Below are 17,376 nucleotides of genomic sequence, written 5' to 3' on the forward strand. Positions count from 1 at the left end.
AAAACTCCAGAATGCTTTTTCACTAGGTATTTGTTAATAATGATACTAGTTGTCTTTTTTTAAACCTTTACGAATAGCTTGATCCATCCCAACGATAAGCTTCTAATTCTTTTTCATCGAACTCTACCCCAATTCCAATACCAACAGGGACGGTGACAGTCCCTTGTTTTGGCTCAACGGGGAGGAGTTTGTTGAAAGGATTTTCCATGACATCCCACTCTACTGATTCGATTTCTTCCCCTTTCATTTTACTCCAAGCAGGTAAACAACTTTGTGCAAATACCGCATAAAGCCGGGATAGAATCCCATCGAAAGTATGGGGGGATACCCGTACTTTTTGATAACGTGCCAATTGTAAAATATCCCGAAATGAATCGATCCCGCCTAAATGCATGGGATCAGGCTGGATAATATCAAATGCTCCAGCTTGTATATTGGAAATAAACTGAATTGGTTTTTGTATATTTTCTCCACCCGCTATGGGAAGAAGGCATCGAGAGCGCAGAAGGGAATAATCCGAGTTATTTTGTACAGGTAAAGGCTCTTCGAACCAAAGCGAACAGGGGCTTTTTTCAAATAGTGCGTTCCATTTCAATGCGGTAAATAAATCATAGCTTTGATTTGCATCTAAGGCGATTTGGACTTGTTCACCAACTGATTTTTCGAGTAATGAAATATGATTGGCATCTTCTCGAAACGACTTTCCACCAACTTTCACTTTCATCTGCTTATAACCAGCTTTTGCTGCCGTTTCAACCTTCGTTATAGAAGACTTAATCCAATCATCATGATTCGAATAAGACTGAAAGGAAGCATAGACAGGAACTACATTTCTTCTTTTTCCACCCCATAAGTCACATACAGACAAGCCGGCGACTTTTGCTAATATCTCCGTTAAGGCCATACTGACACCAGCTGCTATTCGTTTATGCCATTTTTGGATTGTTGCTACCAGATGAGCGCGATCCGTTATTTTTTTTCCTACTAAAAAAGGAATGATTCGTTCTCGAAATCCTTTCTCTAGTGTCGGTAACCAATCGATACATTCTCCCCATCCTTCCATCCCGGACTGCGTACGAATTCGAAATAAATAGCAAGAACGGTAATACTTATATCCATTGGCATCTCCATATGGCTCTTTTAACCGATAAAACAAAGGAAACGTATCAATCTGTTGAATAATCACCGTTTGTTCTCCATTTCTTTTGGATTAGTATGTGACAAGTATAGAAGTATAGTATTCGTTAAAAAATGGAAAAATGGAATGATGAATTCGATAAGGAATAGGAGCAGTCGTATGTATTGGAATGGATGGCCGCTAGACAGGATTTTGGTTTTATTTGTTGGTTTGGCGTTTTTGTTGATGTTTATTCAAGTGACGATGTTCCATTATCGGCAAAATTTTCATCAGAAGGCGATGTGGATACCTGTAATTGCATCTCCCTTATTTTTTATTGCAGGAATGATTTTCACTTATTATCAAGCATCTTGGATCAAATTATTATTTAAAATTTTAATGGTAATCGGTATTTTGGATGGGTTAATTGGTTTTTATTATCACTTTCGGGGTGTAGGCATTCGTGTTGGCGGATGGGCACTTCGAAACTTTCTGATTGGTCCTCCTATCATTCTGCCCCTTGTGTTTACTGCTTTAAGTGCTTTGGGGCTTATTGCAGCTTATTGGAGGTGATGAGGTTGTCAAAAAGATCACATTATCCCTCTTACGATGTAATGAAAGCAAAAGATGAATGGGATGACCATACCCAACAAATCGTTTCTAAGCGATTAGAACCAACTGCCTCCTACTCTTTTCTAACAAAGAAAGAAGCTGCGATGTTGCAACAGATTTGTGGGCAATTGACTGGGGATGAGAGGGAATCATTGATTTTTTATATCCTCGATCATATGGATCAAACGCTCCATTCTTCCATAGGAGAAGGACAACGGAAGGTTGGAGCTCCAAAAGCAAAAGAATTACTTCGTTCAGGTTTAGAGGCATTGGAACAAACCTCGCAAGAAAAGTATGAGTTATCGTTTGTTCAGCTAGATAAAAAAGCACAACAGCAGTTGTTAACCCAATTAAGCAAAGAGCAAGCTTTTACTAGTAAAAGGAGCTCTATCCCGCAGAAGGAATTATTTAAAAAATTACTTACTATGACATTAGAAGCATATTATTCTCATCCTCTTGTGTGGTCAGAGATAGGCTATGGGGGACCAGCTTACCCAAGGGGATATGTACGAACACAATTAGGTCAGCTCGATCCTTGGGAGGCGCAGCCAGAAGATGAATAGGAAATATGGAAATGAAGAAGTAGATGTAGTGATTGTAGGAGCTGGAGCAGCAGGCGGCGTTTTGGCGCATGAATTAAGTAAGGCCAAGATGAAAGTGGTGGTACTGGATGCAGGACCGATGCGAGACCCGCAAAAAGATTTTGCTAGTGATGAATTAACGATGAAAAATTTAGGATGGCAAGATACTCGTATCGTAGATGGAAAAAATCCTCTCACCATGGGACATAACAATAGCGGCAGAGGTGTTGGAGGAGGAACCGTTCATTTCACCGGAGTGTTTCTGCGCTTTCATGATGTTGATTTTAAAGCTCGTTCGATCGATGGAGTTGGAGAAGATTGGCCTATTTCCTATGAAGATATTGCTCCCTATTATGACAAGATCGAAAAAGAGATTGCCGTATCAGGTCCAAAGTATTTCCCATGGGGAAATTTTCATGGTCCCTATCCGTATCCTGAACGGGAACCACTTAGTCCCAATGCCTATATGTTTCAAAATGGTTGTGAAAAATTAGGGATTGAGAGTGTAGTTGCCCCTTTAGCCATTCTATCAGCCCCTTTTGAAGGCCGCCCGCCATGTATCAATCGGGGTTTTTGTAATCAAGGATGTATGCCGGATGCCAAATTTAGCACTTTAATTGTACATATTCCAAAAGCCATGGATGCAGGAGCTGAAGTGTTACCTGATTGTATGGTGACACGTGTGTTGATGGATAAGCAAGGAAAAGCAACAGGAGTCGAATTTATTCATGAAGGAAAAGCCTATCAGCAAAAGGCGAAGTTAGTTATCGTAAGTGCCTATGTAGTGGAAACGCCTCGACTTTTATTCAACTCTGCAAATGAACAATTTCCTGATGGTCTTGCTAACAGTAGTGGATGGGTAGGGAAAGCATTTATGACTCATAGTAGCCATGATGTTTATGGGAAGTTTCATCGAGAGATTCGTTTATATAAAGGTACTCCTGTATTGGCAACAACGCAGGCTTTCTATCGGACTGATCCAAACAGAGATTTTGCACGAGGTTACACTTTGCACGCTCATGGTGCCAGACCAGTTGAGTTTGTAAACGGGATATCAAAGTCAACCGAAGGCTTTTTATGGGGAGACAGGCTCCGGGAAACCATGCTCAACTACAATTATTATGGACGAATTACCTTAGTTGGAGAAGTATTACCAAATGAGAAAAATACCATTACCCTTGCTGAGGAAAATGACGAATATGGGCTTCCAAGGGCAAAAGTAACATTTAGTTATAGTGATAATGATTTGCGGTTAATTTCCCATGCCGTAAAAACAATGAAAAATATCATGGAAGCTGCGGATGGGAAACCGGAATTTGTTGTTGCTGATACTGCTCATTTAATGGGTGGATGTCGAATGGGGAATGATCCGAAAACGTCAGTTGTCAATTCATTTGGGCAAACCCATGATATCCCAAACTTATTTATCTGTGATGCAAGTATCTTTGTCACTTCTGGTGGAGGAAATCCTACCAATACGGTGATGGCTTTAGCGGCTCGAACTGCTGATTATATCAAACGAGAAATGGGTGCTGGAAATTTATAAGTAATATGCCCCTGTTCTAGGAGGTGCTGGTTTGCCAATTTACCAAAGGAAGATGAAAAGCAGTATCCAAAAATCTCCATTAAATCAAGTCAGATCACCTCAAAGTATGAAATCAGTTGCAGATATTATGCTGGAACAACTGACACTCTGGGGAGTAAAGCGAATTTATGGAGTAGTAGGAGATGCTATTTTTGGATTATTAGATGCGATATCGAAACAAAGTGCTATCCAATTTATTCAAGTGCAACATGAATCAGTCGCAGCTATGATGGCATCAGCAGAAGCAAAATTAACTGGTGGACTCGGTGTATGTACAGCCCAAATGGGGCCCGGGATAGCAAACCTGATGAATGGATTGGGGGATGCTTATCTGGATCACTCACCAGTTTTGGCTATCACAGGGCAAGCACCATTAAATAAAATTGGCACGGATTATAAGCAATATATCAATCAACAACAATTAGTGAAGGAGTTTACCCGAAGCAGCACTCTGCTCACTCATCCAGATACAGTTGTTGATGTCCTTGTGAATGCCATGAAGCTTGCTCAGATAGAAGGGACAGTAACGCATCTGTCTGTTCCAAAAGATCTATTTACGAAGATGACATCTGTCCAACCTTATAAGCGTCCTGTAATGGTATCCAATGATAGGCAGATGTACAGCAAAGAATCATTGAAACAAGTTATTCAGATGATGCGGTCTGCCAAAAAACCAATGATTATTGCAGGAATTGGGGCAAAATCAGCGGGTAGGACTGTGGAACAATTAACCGGACAATGGGGAGCTGGCCTTCTGACTAGTTTAGGAGCCAAAGGAATGGTTCCAGATACGTCCGTTCGTATGCTGGGAGGGATAGGGGAAGGGGGAAATCCTTATGCATCCAATATCTTAAAACAGGCAGATGTTGTCCTTATGATTGGGACGACATGGTGGCCAGAAGGATATGTACCAATTCACACTCGAGTCATTCAGATTGAAAAGCATGCAATAAATATAGGGAAAGGCCCTCAGGTGGAAATGGGTGTCATTGGCCAACCAGAAACCATTATTCCCATCCTTTTGGATGAATTAAAAGATTATACACAGAATCCCGATTGGGTACGGCAGGTACAGGAAGCTGGGCAGTCTTGGGCTCTGCAAAATCAACAAGAGGGGAATCAAGTCGGATCTCCCATTCCACCGTCACGCATTATAAGGGCTCTTGAAAAGACGGTTTCTCCAGATTCGATTATAACGTTAGATGAAGGAGATGTAACGCTATGGTTTTACCGCAACTTCCGAGCAAAACAGCAGCAGGTTCTTATCTCAGGTCATTGGCGAACAATGGGATTCGGTCTACCCGCTGCACTTGCAGCAAAATTATGCAGGCCAGACAAGCAAGTTGTGGCGATCACTGGTGATGGAGGTCTGAATATGGTGCTCGGTGACCTTCTTACTGCCATACAACATCGGCTAAAAATCACGCTTGTTGTTTTTAATAACAAAACGTTACAGATGGAAGAAGACAAGATGAAAAGAAGTGGATTAAACCGGTTAGGTGTTGACTTGGTAAATCCAGATTATGTTGCATTAGCAAAAGCTTGTGGATGGGAAGCTTATCGGGCAGATTCTCATATCGAATTAGAGGAGACGCTCCAAAAAGCGCTTACAGGAAGTCAACCCACTTTAGTAGATGTAAATACTGCTTCTATTACACACCCGGATTTTCGAAAATGAAACGATGACAGGAGGATATAAATGAATCCACAAATCTTCCCAAAGACATTTCCACCGCAGCACCAAAATCAGCAGCCGGGTTTAGAATCTATGATGAATCCACGTCCTATCTTTGATAATCCCACTTATATCGGAAATGGAAAGCTACAAAATAAAGTAGCCATCATTACAGGTGGGGACAGCGGGATGGGCCGGGCTATTGCCGTTGCCTTTGCGAAAGAAGGAGCGGATGTAGTCATTGTTTATTTCAATGAACATCCTGATGCCGAAGAAACAAAGCAGTATGTCGAACAAAAAGGCCGCCGTTGTTTAACAATAGCAGGTGATATTGGAAATGAAGCATTCTGCCAGCAAATTGTGTCCCAAACGATAAAGGAATTTGGAAAACTGGATATTTTAGTGAATAATGCTGCTGAACAATGGGTGCAAAATGGTCTGGAGTTTATTTCGACTGAGCAACTCGAACGGACATTTCAAACCAACTTCTTCTCTGTTTTTTATCTTACAAAAGCTGCACTTCCCTATCTTCAAAATGGAAGTGCAGTTATCAATACTGCTTCACTTGCCGCATATGAAGGTAATGAGCAGCTAATGGATTATGCAGCAACCAAAGGAGCTATTGTTTCCTTCACTCGTTCACTAGCAAAATCTCTAATCAAAAAAGGAATAAGAGTAAATGGTGTGGCACCTGGACCGTTTTGGACACCGCTTATCCCTGCTTCTTTTCCTGCTGATCAAGTAGCGAGTTGGGGCAGCAAAAATCCGATGAAACGCGCGGGTCAACCAGCAGAAATAGCCCCAGCATATGTATTTTTAGCATCAGATGACTCCTCCTATATGACTGGTCAAATCATGCATCTTAATGGTGGAGTCGTTATCAATGGCTAATAGTGAAGTTCGAATAGAATTGCAAATTCTGTTACTTCTACTGCTCACTTACTTGTATTGTGAACAGGCTGGAAACCCCCTTCGGAGAGAACGAAAACAACAACTTATTGAATGGATCTATAAGAGGAAAAAGTATCCTCATCTGATGCTTGTTTTCATCCCACGATTAAAACCGTGGGTTTTCTCGCAAGCAATGTTATAATTTTTTTACTCATACGGACGATCTTGATAAAAGTAATTAGGTTTTACGATTTTGTTTTTATATGGCTTGTGAAAAATGTGGGTTGTCGCAGGTGACATCGGAGGGATGAGCCATGCCCATTCGCCAGTTACCTCGCGGCCATTTTTTTGTTCCTGTTTTTCAAATGCTTTAAACTGCTGGGCAGCAGTGTGGTGGTCTACAATGCTAACACCAGCTTTTTTATAGGATTCTAGTACTGCGATGTTTAACTCTACTAATGCTCGATCCTTCCATAGTGTCGCATTGCTTTGACGATGGAGTCCTACGATATCAGCAATTTGTGGAAGCAGATTATAGCGATCTTCATCTGCTAGATTTCTTGCTCCAATCTCTGTTCCCATATACCAGCCGTTAAACGGTGCAGCTACATAATTAATACCGCCTATCTCTAGGCGCATATCCGAGATAATCGGAACGGCATACCATTTTATGTGTAGTTCTTTTATTTCAGTATAACTAGGGTGTTCGATCGCGACTTCTGTAATAATGTCAGATGGGATAGGGAAATATTGTGGGTTGTCCCCGTTTATTTGAATGACAAGTGGGAGAATATCAAATGATCCTCCAGAGCCTTGCCAACCTAATGCTTGACAAGCTTTGGTAAAAGATATCGATATCGGATCACCAATAATACCTTGATCCGTTTCATACCCTGCATAGCGTAAAAGCTGTTGATTCCAGATGCGAACTGGTTGCTGTCCATGTTGTTCTGCTGGGAAGATCGTGATCGTCGGCTGGATTTCTCCATGATTGGTAGCATGGGAAATATGGTGAAATAGTGTACCTGCAACTTCGGTTGCTGTATATTTGTCTCTTGCATCAATGACAGTAAGGCGGTTCCAAAATAATCTACCGATGCAGCGATTGGAATTACGCCATGCCATTTTAGCTCCATGGGACAATTCCTCATATGTATGCTGATAAGTACCATTAGTAATGATCTCTTCTTTTATTTCTTGGACTCTATGGAGAGCTGCATCGATTGGCTTTTCTAGTTCTCGATAACAGGTGAAAATGAAGTTTTCTGCTTCTTGCATGATTGGGCTGACCATCAGGAACACACCTCTTAGCCGTATCTCGTATGAAATATAATCTGATTATTATCGTAAACAATGATGTGTACGTTTATATGCTTGAAAATGTATTTTTTGTTACAAAGTGAACCTCTCACGACTAAAGTCGTAAGCTTCGTCTACGAAGGTTGATAGCTAGGCTATCCTTATTCGTACAGGCGTGTCCACTTCGCCTCTAGTGTATAAGCCCGTAAGGGCTACAACGTTACTTTTTCGCAAGATGTTTCATGCGCCATGGATATCTGCGTTCATCAACATTCCCGAAGACGTACGATATAAGCCACGTTTCACCCGTGCACCTCTAAAGGTATACGTTTTCGAGTTGGATGGCATAGGTGGGCAGTTCATCTTGATCCCAAAAACTCGCTTTGGATGTGTAGCTTTCTTCTTGTTGCACCAACGTCATCCCATATCGCTCACACCTATATTCCAACTTCTCTTTGATCATCCCAATGGGGATATTCACGAAATTTTGGTTGTTGCGTTTACCTAAGTTGGTGCCTTTTTGCAGATTTTCGTTATATCCGATAACCAGTGTCCCAATGCGATATTTCAAACAATAATGGATTATCTTACGACAGACGTGGAAGACATGCATATCGAGCGGATTTGGAACAAAATGTTAGTAAATTTGCTCATCTGGAGTATCTAATTTATTTATCATTAATTTGCTCAGAATCGCATATTTTCTATCTTGGTGAAATCAGATATGCCAAAATCAAAGCCGAGTGAGGTTTATGTGCGGATTTCTTTGAATGGACAGGCGATCCGAGATACTCGGCATTTTATTGAGATGGTGAATGTGTTGAAGGAGAAGTGGGATAATTTAAAGACCACAGAGGATGAGATAGTGATAAAGTTAAGGGGTTTTTAAAGTAAAATTGTTAGTTAGGGGAGTTCTCCCCTAACTAAATTCTGTGTTGTGGTTGTCATTTCGAAATGTAAGCTTTTAAGTAAATATCTTAATTACAGGTATCTGGTGGATCAGGCATAAGCGATTTTGTACTAGAATTAAACATATTGTGTTACCTCCCTAAGCTAATAAAGAATCTAATGTTGATTTTACAGTAATTTTAAAGGACTTTTCTATACATTCTTGATATTTGGAAGGATTTATTTTTTTGTAACAGTGTCCGAGTTTTACCAAGCATCTGTTGGTTGTAATGAGAAAACCGTGTTTTTCTGCAAGTTTCAAGGCTTCTTCATAAGGTTTTGTTGCTTCTTCCAAATCCCCCCGTTTTAAACAATAATCACCCATAGCTTCTAATGCGTCAATGTATCGGGATTCATCGTTACTATCTAAACCAATTTGTACAGCTGTCTCAAAATATTCTTTAGCTAAGTTCCATTTACATTGTTTCAGGTAAAGTCTTCCCAATTGAGTATACGTAGAAACAAGTAGATATTCTTTCTTTACGAAGTTTTTCAAATCCAAAGCCAACAGAAAATACTCTTCAGCTTCTTGGAAATCCCCCTTTTGAAAGCAAATATTTCCAAGTGAGGTCCACAATTCAAATCCTCGATCGATTTGTTTGTTTGCTTCCGCCAATTCCACTCCTCTTTCTACATATTTACGTGCTTCTCTGTAATGTTGATCCTTAACAAGTAAAAAAGCACGTATTTCATACATATTAATCCTTACATCACTGTTATCGATCTGAGTTTCTTCTTCAAACAAGATATTTAGGGCATGACTAGCTTCCCCATTACGGTTTAATTTTTCTAAATAAAATGCTTCCGTAACCAAAAGGGTGTACTTTAAAAAAGCTCTTTCCCCATCGGGATGAAAGATAGCTAGTCCTTGTTTATTGAGGTAGAGTGCTTTCTCGGTGTCTCCTTCATAAAAATAACTAATCCGTCCTAACTCTTTGTAGCAGTAGGAACCAATGTTGCTCTTTTCATAATCTGGATGCTGTTTCAGTAACTGTAGTACTTCTAGAAAATATTCTCTGGATTTTACCCACATATTTTGTTTGTAATAGTATCTCCCTTTTAGATAGAGGAAATATAAGTACAAAGCATCTTCTACGTCAATCGAAATAGAATCAAACCTTTCGATTGGGAATTCTGATCCAATATAATTTAGTAGACGTTCGATGCCTTTTAACGTTCTTAGAAGTTTGTTTTGATTATCCACTTTTTCATTTAGCAAAACAGGGTATTGGGAAAAGTCAATATTCAGTTTCTTGCATAGATACTGAATTTTCTCTTCGCTTACTCCCAAAGTTCCACGTTCTAGCTTACTGATTGTGGCTGAAGATATGTTTTCATCAGCAATGTTATCCAAAGAGTGTCCTTGTTTACTTCTGATTTTTTTCAGATACTTTCCGAAAGCAACATATTCTGCTGGCTTCACAGCACCCTCCCCCTTTAAAGATTATTATCTGAAATGTTTGTGAAGTGATCAACAATTAAATATTTAGTGAAAATGGATAAAAATCACTAAATATTTAATGTTTGTACAATTATTTGGAATGGACTAAAATTTGATTAAGATGATCTCAAGGATTCCTATAAATGGATTAGAATGTTTGATTTTGAAAAGATTTAATATTCTACTCAATTTTACCATGTGATTTATAAGGGTAAAAGGCTAATTAATCAATTTATTGGTAGAATGATCAGCTTTTACTTCAAGTAATGTTGAACACCACTGAGACTGCACAGAGTATTAGTAAGAGAATATCAATATCTGGGGGATTTTTATGAGAACAAATCAGGTAAATACATTATTACCATCGTTACCAAGATTGAAGAAGAAAGAATCCAATTATTATCAGGTTGCTGTTGCTGGGTGTTTGGATAAAGTGAAAAGATTTTGGGAGTTTATGAAATTCTCAGGGTATCGATTGTCTTGTGATTATCAGAAACTATTTGATCATTTGGTTCAAAAGGAAGATTTGCATGTGGTTATGCAATTGGAAGAGACCCCGTATTTTCTATCTCGTTTTCATAGGAAAGAAAGCGTAGTGCATATTCAAACCGATGATGGAAGAAAGATTGAATTTCCTTTGCTGAATGTCCAGATTGTAGAAATGCCAAATAGAATGGTTTATATACAAGGGAAGTCATACGATATCTTTGCCAATCCTGATAACAACAGAAGAAGAGAGAGCGTGTTATTAGATTGCAAAGTGGTAGATTCAGAGAAGAAAAGAGAATTCGTAGCAGTAAACGAATAGGGGTTTCCTTTCATGAGTTTCCAAATGATTACAATCGGGAGTTTTGATCAAATTACAAGTTATTTGAATAAGATGCAAGCAATTGCAAGTTATGAATATAAACCTATTTACAAGCAGTTGCTAGAGAAAAATGAATTTCTGATTGTATTTAATTGTAAACAACGTCACAACGAACTTGAAACTCATCATTTTACTCGTATTGAGGTACAAGCTCAGGATGAGGAAGAGGAAGTGGCCTTTACCCTAACCAATGTTAAGGTGATTGATACCGGAAAAGGAGTTATTCATATCAAAGGTAAGTTAGAGTGAGTTGGTGATGGTCGACTTTACGGCCAAGGTTAAGGAGGTTAAACAAGATGGCTAATTATATCTCATCAGTTTCAAAGATTAGCATAGAGGATCAACCATTTGAATTGGTAGAACGAAAAGGAGTAGGTCATCCAGATACTATCTGTGATGCAATTGCAGAAAGGGCCTCTAGGTATTACTCTGGGTACTGTTTTCAACATTTTGGAAGGGTTGCTCATCACTGGTTTGATAAGGTTATGCTGATTGGTGGGGAAGCTACCATTGGTTTCGGCAAGGGAGAGATGATAAAGCCCTACATCATCATTTTTGCTGGAAAGGCTGCTTTTGCTTTTGGAAATCAGAAAATACCAGTACGAGATATTTTGTACCAAGCTGCTTCAGAGGTTCTATCAGAAGTATTAACGGATTTTGATCCAACTAAAAATCTCGAAATATCCCTACAAATTATTGATCATTGTGGACCAAGTCGGAAAAACTCTAGGTATCGTCCAATGAAATTAGATGACTTGTTGTCTCTTGATGATAAGAAAAGAATATCTAATGATTGCAACTTATTGTCAGGCTATGCACCACTTAGCAAACTTGAGCAAATGGTTCTCTCTTGTGAAAAATATATAAATGGTACTGAGTTTAAGCAAGCTAATCCGGATACAGGTTGGGATGTAAAAGTATTTGGTAGTCGTCATGAAAAGAATTTTAAATTATTGATTAACTTACCATTTATTGCGAAGTACATTTCTTCTCAATCTCACTATGTTCAGCGCAAAAAAGAAGTTACAAGGCAAATTCATGAACATATCTATCAAACTTTTCATGTAATACCGGACATTTCTGTTAATCCCGATGGAGATCGAACTGATCGACCTTATTTAACGGTTTTTGGATCTGTTGCAGATACAGGAGATATTGGAGTTGTTGGTCGAGGAAATCGTATCAATGGATTAATAACTCCAATGAGATCCATGAGTATTGAAGCTCCAGCTGGTAAAAATCCGTTAGATCATACAGGGAAACTTTATGGAGTGTTAGCTCAAAGGTTAGCAGAAGAGATTTACCTTTCTCTGAAGAAGCCAATCGAAGTGCATATATTCACTTCAAAAGCTGCTCCTTTGCATAACCCAGATGAGATTACTGTTAGCATACAAAATTGGGCTGAGAATCAAACGGAAAAATTAATAGTGGAGCAAATTATTGATTCCCATATTAACTCAGTAGAAGGTATTACTAAAGAATTGATATTCAAAGGTATTACGATGTGGTAGTAACCAAATTTAATTATTCAAGTGGAGCGTTGTTTCTATGAATACTGAAATCGTTAATGCCGTTGGTGAGTGTATAGCAAAACCTGATTCTCCATTAAATTATTGGGTTCAATCATACGAATTTCACCCTGAGACTGATACCAATTACAACCAGTTTATTTTCATGCTGAAACCTGAGTTATGCAGAGTACAAGATGGGGTAGATTTGAATAAAATTTTAGATTTAGTTCAAGGTCAATTTCATACATTTGATGTACGAGTTAGGGCTGTACGTGTGTTTTCTTCCATGTATTTGAAAAAACATGAACTTATCAAAAAACATTACGCAGTATTAGATCGAGTATCAAAGTACGGCTTAGATGTATGCTCAAATGGTACAAAAGAGCGATTATCACAGGCATTTCCACACATAAAAGATGGCAATAGCAGTGTTATTGGTAGTCTAGAGTTTTTAAGAAATCATCCAGATTTTTCACCTCTTGCCCTAGAAATCCTTTCGCAGAATGTAGAAACCAAGAAACTAGGTTCTGGTGTATATGCTATCTCTTTAACAATGGATGACCAATATTGTGTAATTCTTAATCCTTTTTATCCCTGTCAATTGGATTGGTTTACCACCTTAGGAAACGCTGTAGTTGTATTTGAATGTATTTCCCCAAAAGATTTAAAAGATATACGTCAAAAAATGGTGGGTGCTACTGATCCTCATTGTGCTCAAGAGGGTTCAATCAAAAATCTACTACTTAAGTATAAAGATGAGTTCAAGTTACCATGTGCAAATATTCGTTTTAATGGGATACACGTTTCACCATGCCCAATAGAGGGGTTGTTTGCTACTATTCGTTATTTTAGCGATGACCATAAAAATGGGAAAATTCAAATTTGTGATACATCCTTTGGGAATCTGCTTATTCAAAACGGGATGGAAAAAGAGCAAATTTTAGAATTGCAGACTAATCCATTAGTTTCAGCTGATGGTTATAAAATTCCATTATTTGATCTTACTGAAGATATGAATTGGGAGGATGCTTTGGCACTTATTAAGCGTTGTTATCTCATTAATCAGTGAGAAATAATTCAGATACTTCTTGGTGATTTGGAGGAGCATCATATGATTAGCGTAGATATGGAGACAGAGATTCAACTTGCTAAAGAAGTTTTCAACAGATATTTCATGGGAAGTTTAACGGATATTGAAATTCTCCAAGGAGCTAGTCCTAATCGATGTTGGTTAATAAGAAGCAATTCAGGTTTATTTGTGCTTCGGAAATGTGTTCGTAACCGTAATCGAGAGTGGTTACAGTATCTGGAGAGACTCACTGAATCACTACTAGTGCTTGGGTTTCCTGTAGCTCCTTTGATTGAGTCAAGGCAACGAGACCAAACCGTGTATTATGCAGACGATTATTGGCAACTTAGACCATATATAGAAGGAAGGTTTTATCAACTTGGTCGAAATGAGGACATATTTGAAGCTTTAGCTACACTTCTAAACCTACACCAAATCGATAAATTTCCCAATGGACCTACCAACCCAAATATTGGTGTAGAAAGATGGATAGAATCTCCTGAACAGGGATTAAAGGAGACAGAAATCGCATTATTTCGGTGTGCAAATAGAAAGCATGTGGAAAAACTTATAAAATTGTTTTCCGCTACTTTAGAGGATGCTTTGATGACTCTTTCTTCTGATAGGTTTCAATCTCTTCCATTTGTTCTGACGCATGGTGATTTTCATGGTACCAATTTGATATTTAATCAAAACAAACTTATTTCAGTTCTTGACTGGGATACGGTAGAAATTCGCCCGCGTATATATGATATCGCATTAGCGGCATTCCTTCTAACTCGAAAAAGACGTGGGAGTTTTGAAATTAATCCAAGCTACACTAAGAAATTTCTCGAAATATATTCCACACACAGTCGTCTAACACGGGAAGAGTGGTCAGTTATTGTTCCATTATTACAACTTCACTATATACCTACTAAACGTTATCTAGATCTTATGCGTATTTATGCGCCAAATTTATTGAATTGGTATTTAAAATGGTCTGTAGATGCAATCATTTCTATTAAACATCAGCTAAATCCCGTAATCAATCAACTAAAATAACAGATTTAATGAGTCGATGATTTAGAAGGGATTGATATAGTGATATGTGTGTTGCTGTTGTTACAGGAGCTAGTAGAGGAATTGGAAAAGAAGTATGCCGTCAATTAGGTGAAATGGGTTATCAAGTTTGTCTGACTGGTCGAAATGAAGATGTTGTTCACAAAGTTGTTGAGGAACTTAGTTCTAATGGTTCGATAATCTATGGTCACCAACTTGATGTAACAGACTCAAAAAGCATCTGTCGTCTCCGAGATTTTATAGTAAATCAGTTTGGTCGAATTGATGTATTGGTTAATAATGCAGGCGTGTTTTTAGACAATGAAACAAATGGAAAATGTCCTAGTTTGTTAGAGATGAATGTACAATTATTAAGATTAACAATGGAAACAAATGTGTATGGAGTTTTAAATCTGATTCAGATCTTTTTTCCATACATGAAACAAGCTAACTATGGGCGCATTGTAAATGTTTCTAGTGGTATGGGTCGAATCACAAGTATGGAAATGAATGATCTGATCCGAAGAGATCTGCGATATGGTCCTTTCTATCGAATCTCTAAAGCATCATTAAATATCTTAACTCGCATTATTGCAGCAGAGGTCAATGGATTTAATATCTTGGTTAATGCAGTTTGTCCAGGATGGGTTCAAACTGATATGGGAGGTTCAGATGCTGTCCGATCTGTAGAAGAGGGTGCTAAAGGTGTGGTATGGGCAGCAACTTTGCCTGACAATCATCTATCTGGAGCTTTTTTTCGAGACGGAAAGCAATTGAATTGGTAAATGAAAAGGAATTTTTGAAAGAACATTTTGCGGAAGGTTGTGTTTATTTTGAGTAATATTCGTGTTGCTGTTGTTGGCGTTGGTTCATGTGCTTCTAGTCTAGTTCAGCTAGTTACTATGGCAAAAGAAGAGGTAGTAGGAGACACTCTAAAAGGTGTTATGTATGAACAGATTGGTAGCTATAATGCAAATAATATTGATTTTGTTTGTGCTTTTGATGTAGATCAAAGAAAAGTGGGATTCGATTTAGCAGATGCTATCTTTGCTGAACCAAACGTTGCTAAGAAACATACAGAAGTTCCAAAGCAAAATGTTTTAGTAGAAGCAGGGCCGTTACTAGATGGAGTAGAGGAAAAACTCGCCGAAATTATCGAACTATCCTCTCAAATCAATGAAGTAGATACGAAATATGTTTCTGAGAGATTGAAAGAAGTGCAAGCTGATGTTTTAATCTGCTATCTTCCTACTGGATCATATGAAGCTGTTAGAGCTTATGCAACTGCATCAGTGGAAGCAAAGGTTGCTTTCATTAATGCTACACCAGAACCAGTAGCAACAGATTCATATTTCCAAGCTAAATTCCATGAATATGGAGTTCCATTACTGGGAGACGATTTAAGAAGTCATCTTGGTGCAACAACTCTTCACACAGCCTTGATTGAACTCTTTCAATCACGTGGAATTACAGTAGATGATACCTATCAGCTTAATTTTGGAGGAAATAGTGACTTTTTGAATCTTTCCTCACCTAATCGATCAGCCAGTAAGCAAAAGTCAAAACGTAATGCTCTTCATGCTGCTGGAATAGATGCAAGTAATGTTTCTGCGGGTCCAAATGGATATGTACAATACCTTGGTGATAGTAAAGTTTGCTATTTACGACTTGAAGGTAGTTCAGTTTTGGGATCGCCAATATCATTAGAATTACGTCTTCAAGTGGAGGATAGTCCTAATTCTGCTGGTGTAGTTATCAATGCAATAAGAATCGCTAAGGTTGCAAAAGATCATGGTTTATCAGGAGTAATTGATGATGTATGTCCTATGCTATTTAAAAGTCCACGTTATGGTGCAACAGAATCAGAGGCTTTGAAACTTTTATCCAGCTTTGTTGAGCGCTATTCAAAAGTTAAGATTCCTAGATAAATATTCTGAAAATAACCTAAGGAGGAAAAGATGCGGGGTATTCAGGAGAAAGTCGTTATTATCACTGGTGGTGCACAGGGGATTGGTAAAGCAACTTGTAAAGAATTCCTTCACTATGGAGCAAGCGTTGTCATAGCAGATATCAACAGTGAAATGGGAAAGCAAACTGAAAAAGAACTAAAAGATAGCGGTCACCCAGTGCTTTTTGTTGAGACAGATACAGCTAATGAGGCTAGTGTGCTTAACATGGTACAAGAAACGATAAGTACATTTGGCCGGATTGATGTATTAGTGAATGGTGCAGCAGTTTTTATCATGCGTGGTATAGAAGCAACAGTTGAAGAATGGAGAAAAATTATGGATGTCAATATCATGGGATATGCATTATGTGTGAAACATGTAGTTCCTGAAATGATGAAAGTGGGAAATGGAGCTATTGTTAACATTGCATCCACTTCGAGCTTTATTGCCCAGCCTAAATATCTGACATACAATGCTACCAAAGCTGCAGTTGCCAATATGACTAGATGTATGGCTTTGGATTTAGCAGAACATAACATTCGTGTGAATGCAGTTTGTCCGGGAACCGTTTGGACAAAAAATGGTGAAGATTTCACAATGAAAACGATGGGATTAAATCGAGAACAAGCAGACATGCATCCTGAGATTGGTGGAGCTCATATGTTAAAGAGAACAGCTGATCCAGATGAAATTGCATCAGTTATCGTGTTTCTAGCTTCAGATGGGTCAAGTTTTATAACTGCAGAAAACGTAATGGTTGATGGGGGTTATACTGCTCAATAAACTGGA

At 38.5% G+C, this 17,376-nt stretch carries 18 protein-coding genes; 14 read left to right on the forward strand and 4 right to left on the reverse strand.

Annotation, left to right across the window (positions count from 1 at the left end; translation table 11 throughout):
* Nucleotides 1–67: 67 nt before the first annotated feature.
* The gene (locus MK805_RS14105) at nucleotides 68–1,186 is read right to left on the reverse strand and encodes a mandelate racemase/muconate lactonizing enzyme family protein (RefSeq protein ID WP_240876534.1); all 1,119 of its coding nucleotides are present in this window, start codon (nucleotides 1,184–1,186) and stop codon (nucleotides 68–70) included.
* A 111-nt stretch (nucleotides 1,187–1,297) separates the two neighbouring features.
* On the opposite strand from MK805_RS14105, the gene MK805_RS14110 reads away from it, so the two are divergent.
* Genes MK805_RS14110 through MK805_RS14135 form a run of 6 tightly spaced genes read left to right on the forward strand, consistent with a single transcriptional unit; the run spans nucleotide 1,298 to nucleotide 6,663 of the window.
* Nucleotides 1,298–1,690 (forward strand): hypothetical protein, encoded by a 393-nt coding sequence (locus MK805_RS14110; RefSeq protein WP_240876535.1) that lies wholly within the window; start codon nucleotides 1,298–1,300, stop codon nucleotides 1,688–1,690.
* A 5-nt stretch (nucleotides 1,691–1,695) separates the two neighbouring features.
* Nucleotides 1,696–2,292, forward strand: a complete 597-nt coding sequence (locus MK805_RS14115; RefSeq protein WP_240876536.1) for a gluconate 2-dehydrogenase subunit 3 family protein — start codon at nucleotides 1,696–1,698, stop codon at nucleotides 2,290–2,292.
* Complete coding sequence (locus MK805_RS14120) at nucleotides 2,285–3,856, forward strand: GMC family oxidoreductase (protein WP_240876537.1); 1,572 nt, start codon at nucleotides 2,285–2,287, stop codon at nucleotides 3,854–3,856. Before MK805_RS14115 ends, MK805_RS14120 begins: the two co-directional genes overlap by 8 nt.
* A 31-nt stretch (nucleotides 3,857–3,887) precedes the next feature.
* Nucleotides 3,888–5,573 (forward strand): thiamine pyrophosphate-binding protein, encoded by a 1,686-nt coding sequence (locus tag MK805_RS14125; RefSeq protein WP_338057515.1) that lies wholly within the window; start codon nucleotides 3,888–3,890, stop codon nucleotides 5,571–5,573.
* Between the two features lie 21 nt (nucleotides 5,574–5,594).
* Nucleotides 5,595–6,461 (forward strand): SDR family oxidoreductase, encoded by an 867-nt coding sequence (locus MK805_RS14130; protein WP_240876538.1) that lies wholly within the window; start codon nucleotides 5,595–5,597, stop codon nucleotides 6,459–6,461.
* Nucleotides 6,454–6,663 (forward strand): hypothetical protein, encoded by a 210-nt coding sequence (locus tag MK805_RS14135; RefSeq protein WP_240876539.1) that lies wholly within the window; start codon nucleotides 6,454–6,456, stop codon nucleotides 6,661–6,663. Before MK805_RS14130 ends, MK805_RS14135 begins: the two co-directional genes overlap by 8 nt.
* Nucleotides 6,664–6,668: 5 nt before the next feature.
* Here MK805_RS14135 and MK805_RS14140 read toward each other — a convergent pair whose 3' ends face one another.
* The 3 genes from MK805_RS14140 to MK805_RS18055 form a co-directional block, all read right to left on the reverse strand.
* The gene (locus MK805_RS14140; protein ID WP_240876540.1) at nucleotides 6,669–7,754 is read right to left on the reverse strand and encodes a nitric oxide synthase oxygenase; all 1,086 of its coding nucleotides are present in this window, start codon (nucleotides 7,752–7,754) and stop codon (nucleotides 6,669–6,671) included.
* 322 nt (nucleotides 7,755–8,076) lie between these two features.
* The gene (locus MK805_RS14145; RefSeq protein ID WP_240876541.1) at nucleotides 8,077–8,373 is read right to left on the reverse strand and encodes an IS200/IS605 family accessory protein TnpB-related protein; all 297 of its coding nucleotides are present in this window, start codon (nucleotides 8,371–8,373) and stop codon (nucleotides 8,077–8,079) included.
* Between the two features lie 435 nt (nucleotides 8,374–8,808).
* A complete protein-coding gene (locus MK805_RS18055) occupies nucleotides 8,809–10,131 on the reverse strand; it encodes a helix-turn-helix domain-containing protein (RefSeq protein WP_240876542.1) in 1,323 nt (440 codons plus the stop codon).
* A 349-nt stretch (nucleotides 10,132–10,480) separates the two neighbouring features.
* Here MK805_RS18055 and MK805_RS14155 point away from each other — a divergent pair, with 349 nt between their 5' ends.
* Genes MK805_RS14155 through MK805_RS14190 form a run of 8 tightly spaced genes read left to right on the forward strand, consistent with a single transcriptional unit; the run spans nucleotide 10,481 to nucleotide 17,370 of the window.
* Complete coding sequence (locus MK805_RS14155; RefSeq protein ID WP_240876543.1) at nucleotides 10,481–10,957, forward strand: hypothetical protein; 477 nt, start codon at nucleotides 10,481–10,483, stop codon at nucleotides 10,955–10,957.
* A gap of 12 nt (nucleotides 10,958–10,969) precedes the next feature.
* Nucleotides 10,970–11,266, forward strand: a complete 297-nt coding sequence (locus MK805_RS14160; RefSeq protein WP_240876544.1) for a hypothetical protein — start codon at nucleotides 10,970–10,972, stop codon at nucleotides 11,264–11,266.
* A 47-nt stretch (nucleotides 11,267–11,313) separates the two neighbouring features.
* Nucleotides 11,314–12,528 (forward strand): methionine adenosyltransferase, encoded by a 1,215-nt coding sequence (locus MK805_RS14165; RefSeq protein ID WP_240876545.1) that lies wholly within the window; start codon nucleotides 11,314–11,316, stop codon nucleotides 12,526–12,528.
* Nucleotides 12,529–12,565: 37 nt separating this feature from the next.
* Entirely contained in the window at nucleotides 12,566–13,597 is a 1,032-nt protein-coding gene (locus MK805_RS14170; protein WP_240876546.1) for a hypothetical protein, read from the forward strand.
* Nucleotides 13,598–13,639: 42 nt separating this feature from the next.
* Nucleotides 13,640–14,641, forward strand: coding sequence for a phosphotransferase enzyme family protein (locus MK805_RS14175; RefSeq protein WP_240876547.1), 1,002 nt, complete (start codon nucleotides 13,640–13,642; stop codon nucleotides 14,639–14,641).
* Nucleotides 14,642–14,685: 44 nt separating this feature from the next.
* Nucleotides 14,686–15,423, forward strand: a complete 738-nt coding sequence (locus tag MK805_RS14180) for an SDR family oxidoreductase (RefSeq protein ID WP_240876548.1) — start codon at nucleotides 14,686–14,688, stop codon at nucleotides 15,421–15,423.
* A gap of 39 nt (nucleotides 15,424–15,462) precedes the next feature.
* Entirely contained in the window at nucleotides 15,463–16,566 is a 1,104-nt protein-coding gene (locus tag MK805_RS14185) for an inositol-3-phosphate synthase (protein WP_240876549.1), read from the forward strand.
* A 30-nt stretch (nucleotides 16,567–16,596) separates the two neighbouring features.
* Entirely contained in the window at nucleotides 16,597–17,370 is a 774-nt protein-coding gene (locus MK805_RS14190; protein WP_240876550.1) for an SDR family NAD(P)-dependent oxidoreductase, read from the forward strand.
* Nucleotides 17,371–17,376 lie beyond the last annotated feature (6 nt).

This window comes from Shimazuella soli (assembly GCF_022511585.1).
GTDB classification, from domain to species: domain Bacteria; phylum Bacillota; class Bacilli; order Thermoactinomycetales; family Thermoactinomycetaceae; genus Shimazuella; species Shimazuella soli.

Excerpts from the sequence above, each read along its gene's own strand:
- MK805_RS14110 (WP_240876535.1), top strand. The coding sequence starts at position 1,298 with ATGTATTGGAATGGATGGCCGCTAGACAGGATTTTGGTTTTATTTGTT.
- MK805_RS14120 (WP_240876537.1), top strand. The coding sequence starts at position 2,285 with ATGAATAGGAAATATGGAAATGAAGAAGTAGATGTAGTGATTGTAGGA.
- MK805_RS14130 (WP_240876538.1), top strand. The coding sequence starts at position 5,595 with ATGAATCCACAAATCTTCCCAAAGACATTTCCACCGCAGCACCAAAAT.
- MK805_RS14135 (WP_240876539.1), top strand. The coding sequence starts at position 6,454 with ATGGCTAATAGTGAAGTTCGAATAGAATTGCAAATTCTGTTACTTCTA.
- MK805_RS14140 (WP_240876540.1), bottom strand. The coding sequence starts at position 7,754 with ATGGTCAGCCCAATCATGCAAGAAGCAGAAAACTTCATTTTCACCTGT.
- MK805_RS14145 (WP_240876541.1), bottom strand. The coding sequence starts at position 8,373 with ATGCATGTCTTCCACGTCTGTCGTAAGATAATCCATTATTGTTTGAAA.
- MK805_RS14155 (WP_240876543.1), top strand. The coding sequence starts at position 10,481 with ATGAGAACAAATCAGGTAAATACATTATTACCATCGTTACCAAGATTG.
- MK805_RS14160 (WP_240876544.1), top strand. The coding sequence starts at position 10,970 with ATGAGTTTCCAAATGATTACAATCGGGAGTTTTGATCAAATTACAAGT.
- MK805_RS14165 (WP_240876545.1), top strand. The coding sequence starts at position 11,314 with ATGGCTAATTATATCTCATCAGTTTCAAAGATTAGCATAGAGGATCAA.
- MK805_RS14170 (WP_240876546.1), top strand. The coding sequence starts at position 12,566 with ATGAATACTGAAATCGTTAATGCCGTTGGTGAGTGTATAGCAAAACCT.
- MK805_RS14175 (WP_240876547.1), top strand. The coding sequence starts at position 13,640 with ATGATTAGCGTAGATATGGAGACAGAGATTCAACTTGCTAAAGAAGTT.
- MK805_RS14180 (WP_240876548.1), top strand. The coding sequence starts at position 14,686 with ATGTGTGTTGCTGTTGTTACAGGAGCTAGTAGAGGAATTGGAAAAGAA.
- MK805_RS14190 (WP_240876550.1), top strand. The coding sequence starts at position 16,597 with ATGCGGGGTATTCAGGAGAAAGTCGTTATTATCACTGGTGGTGCACAG.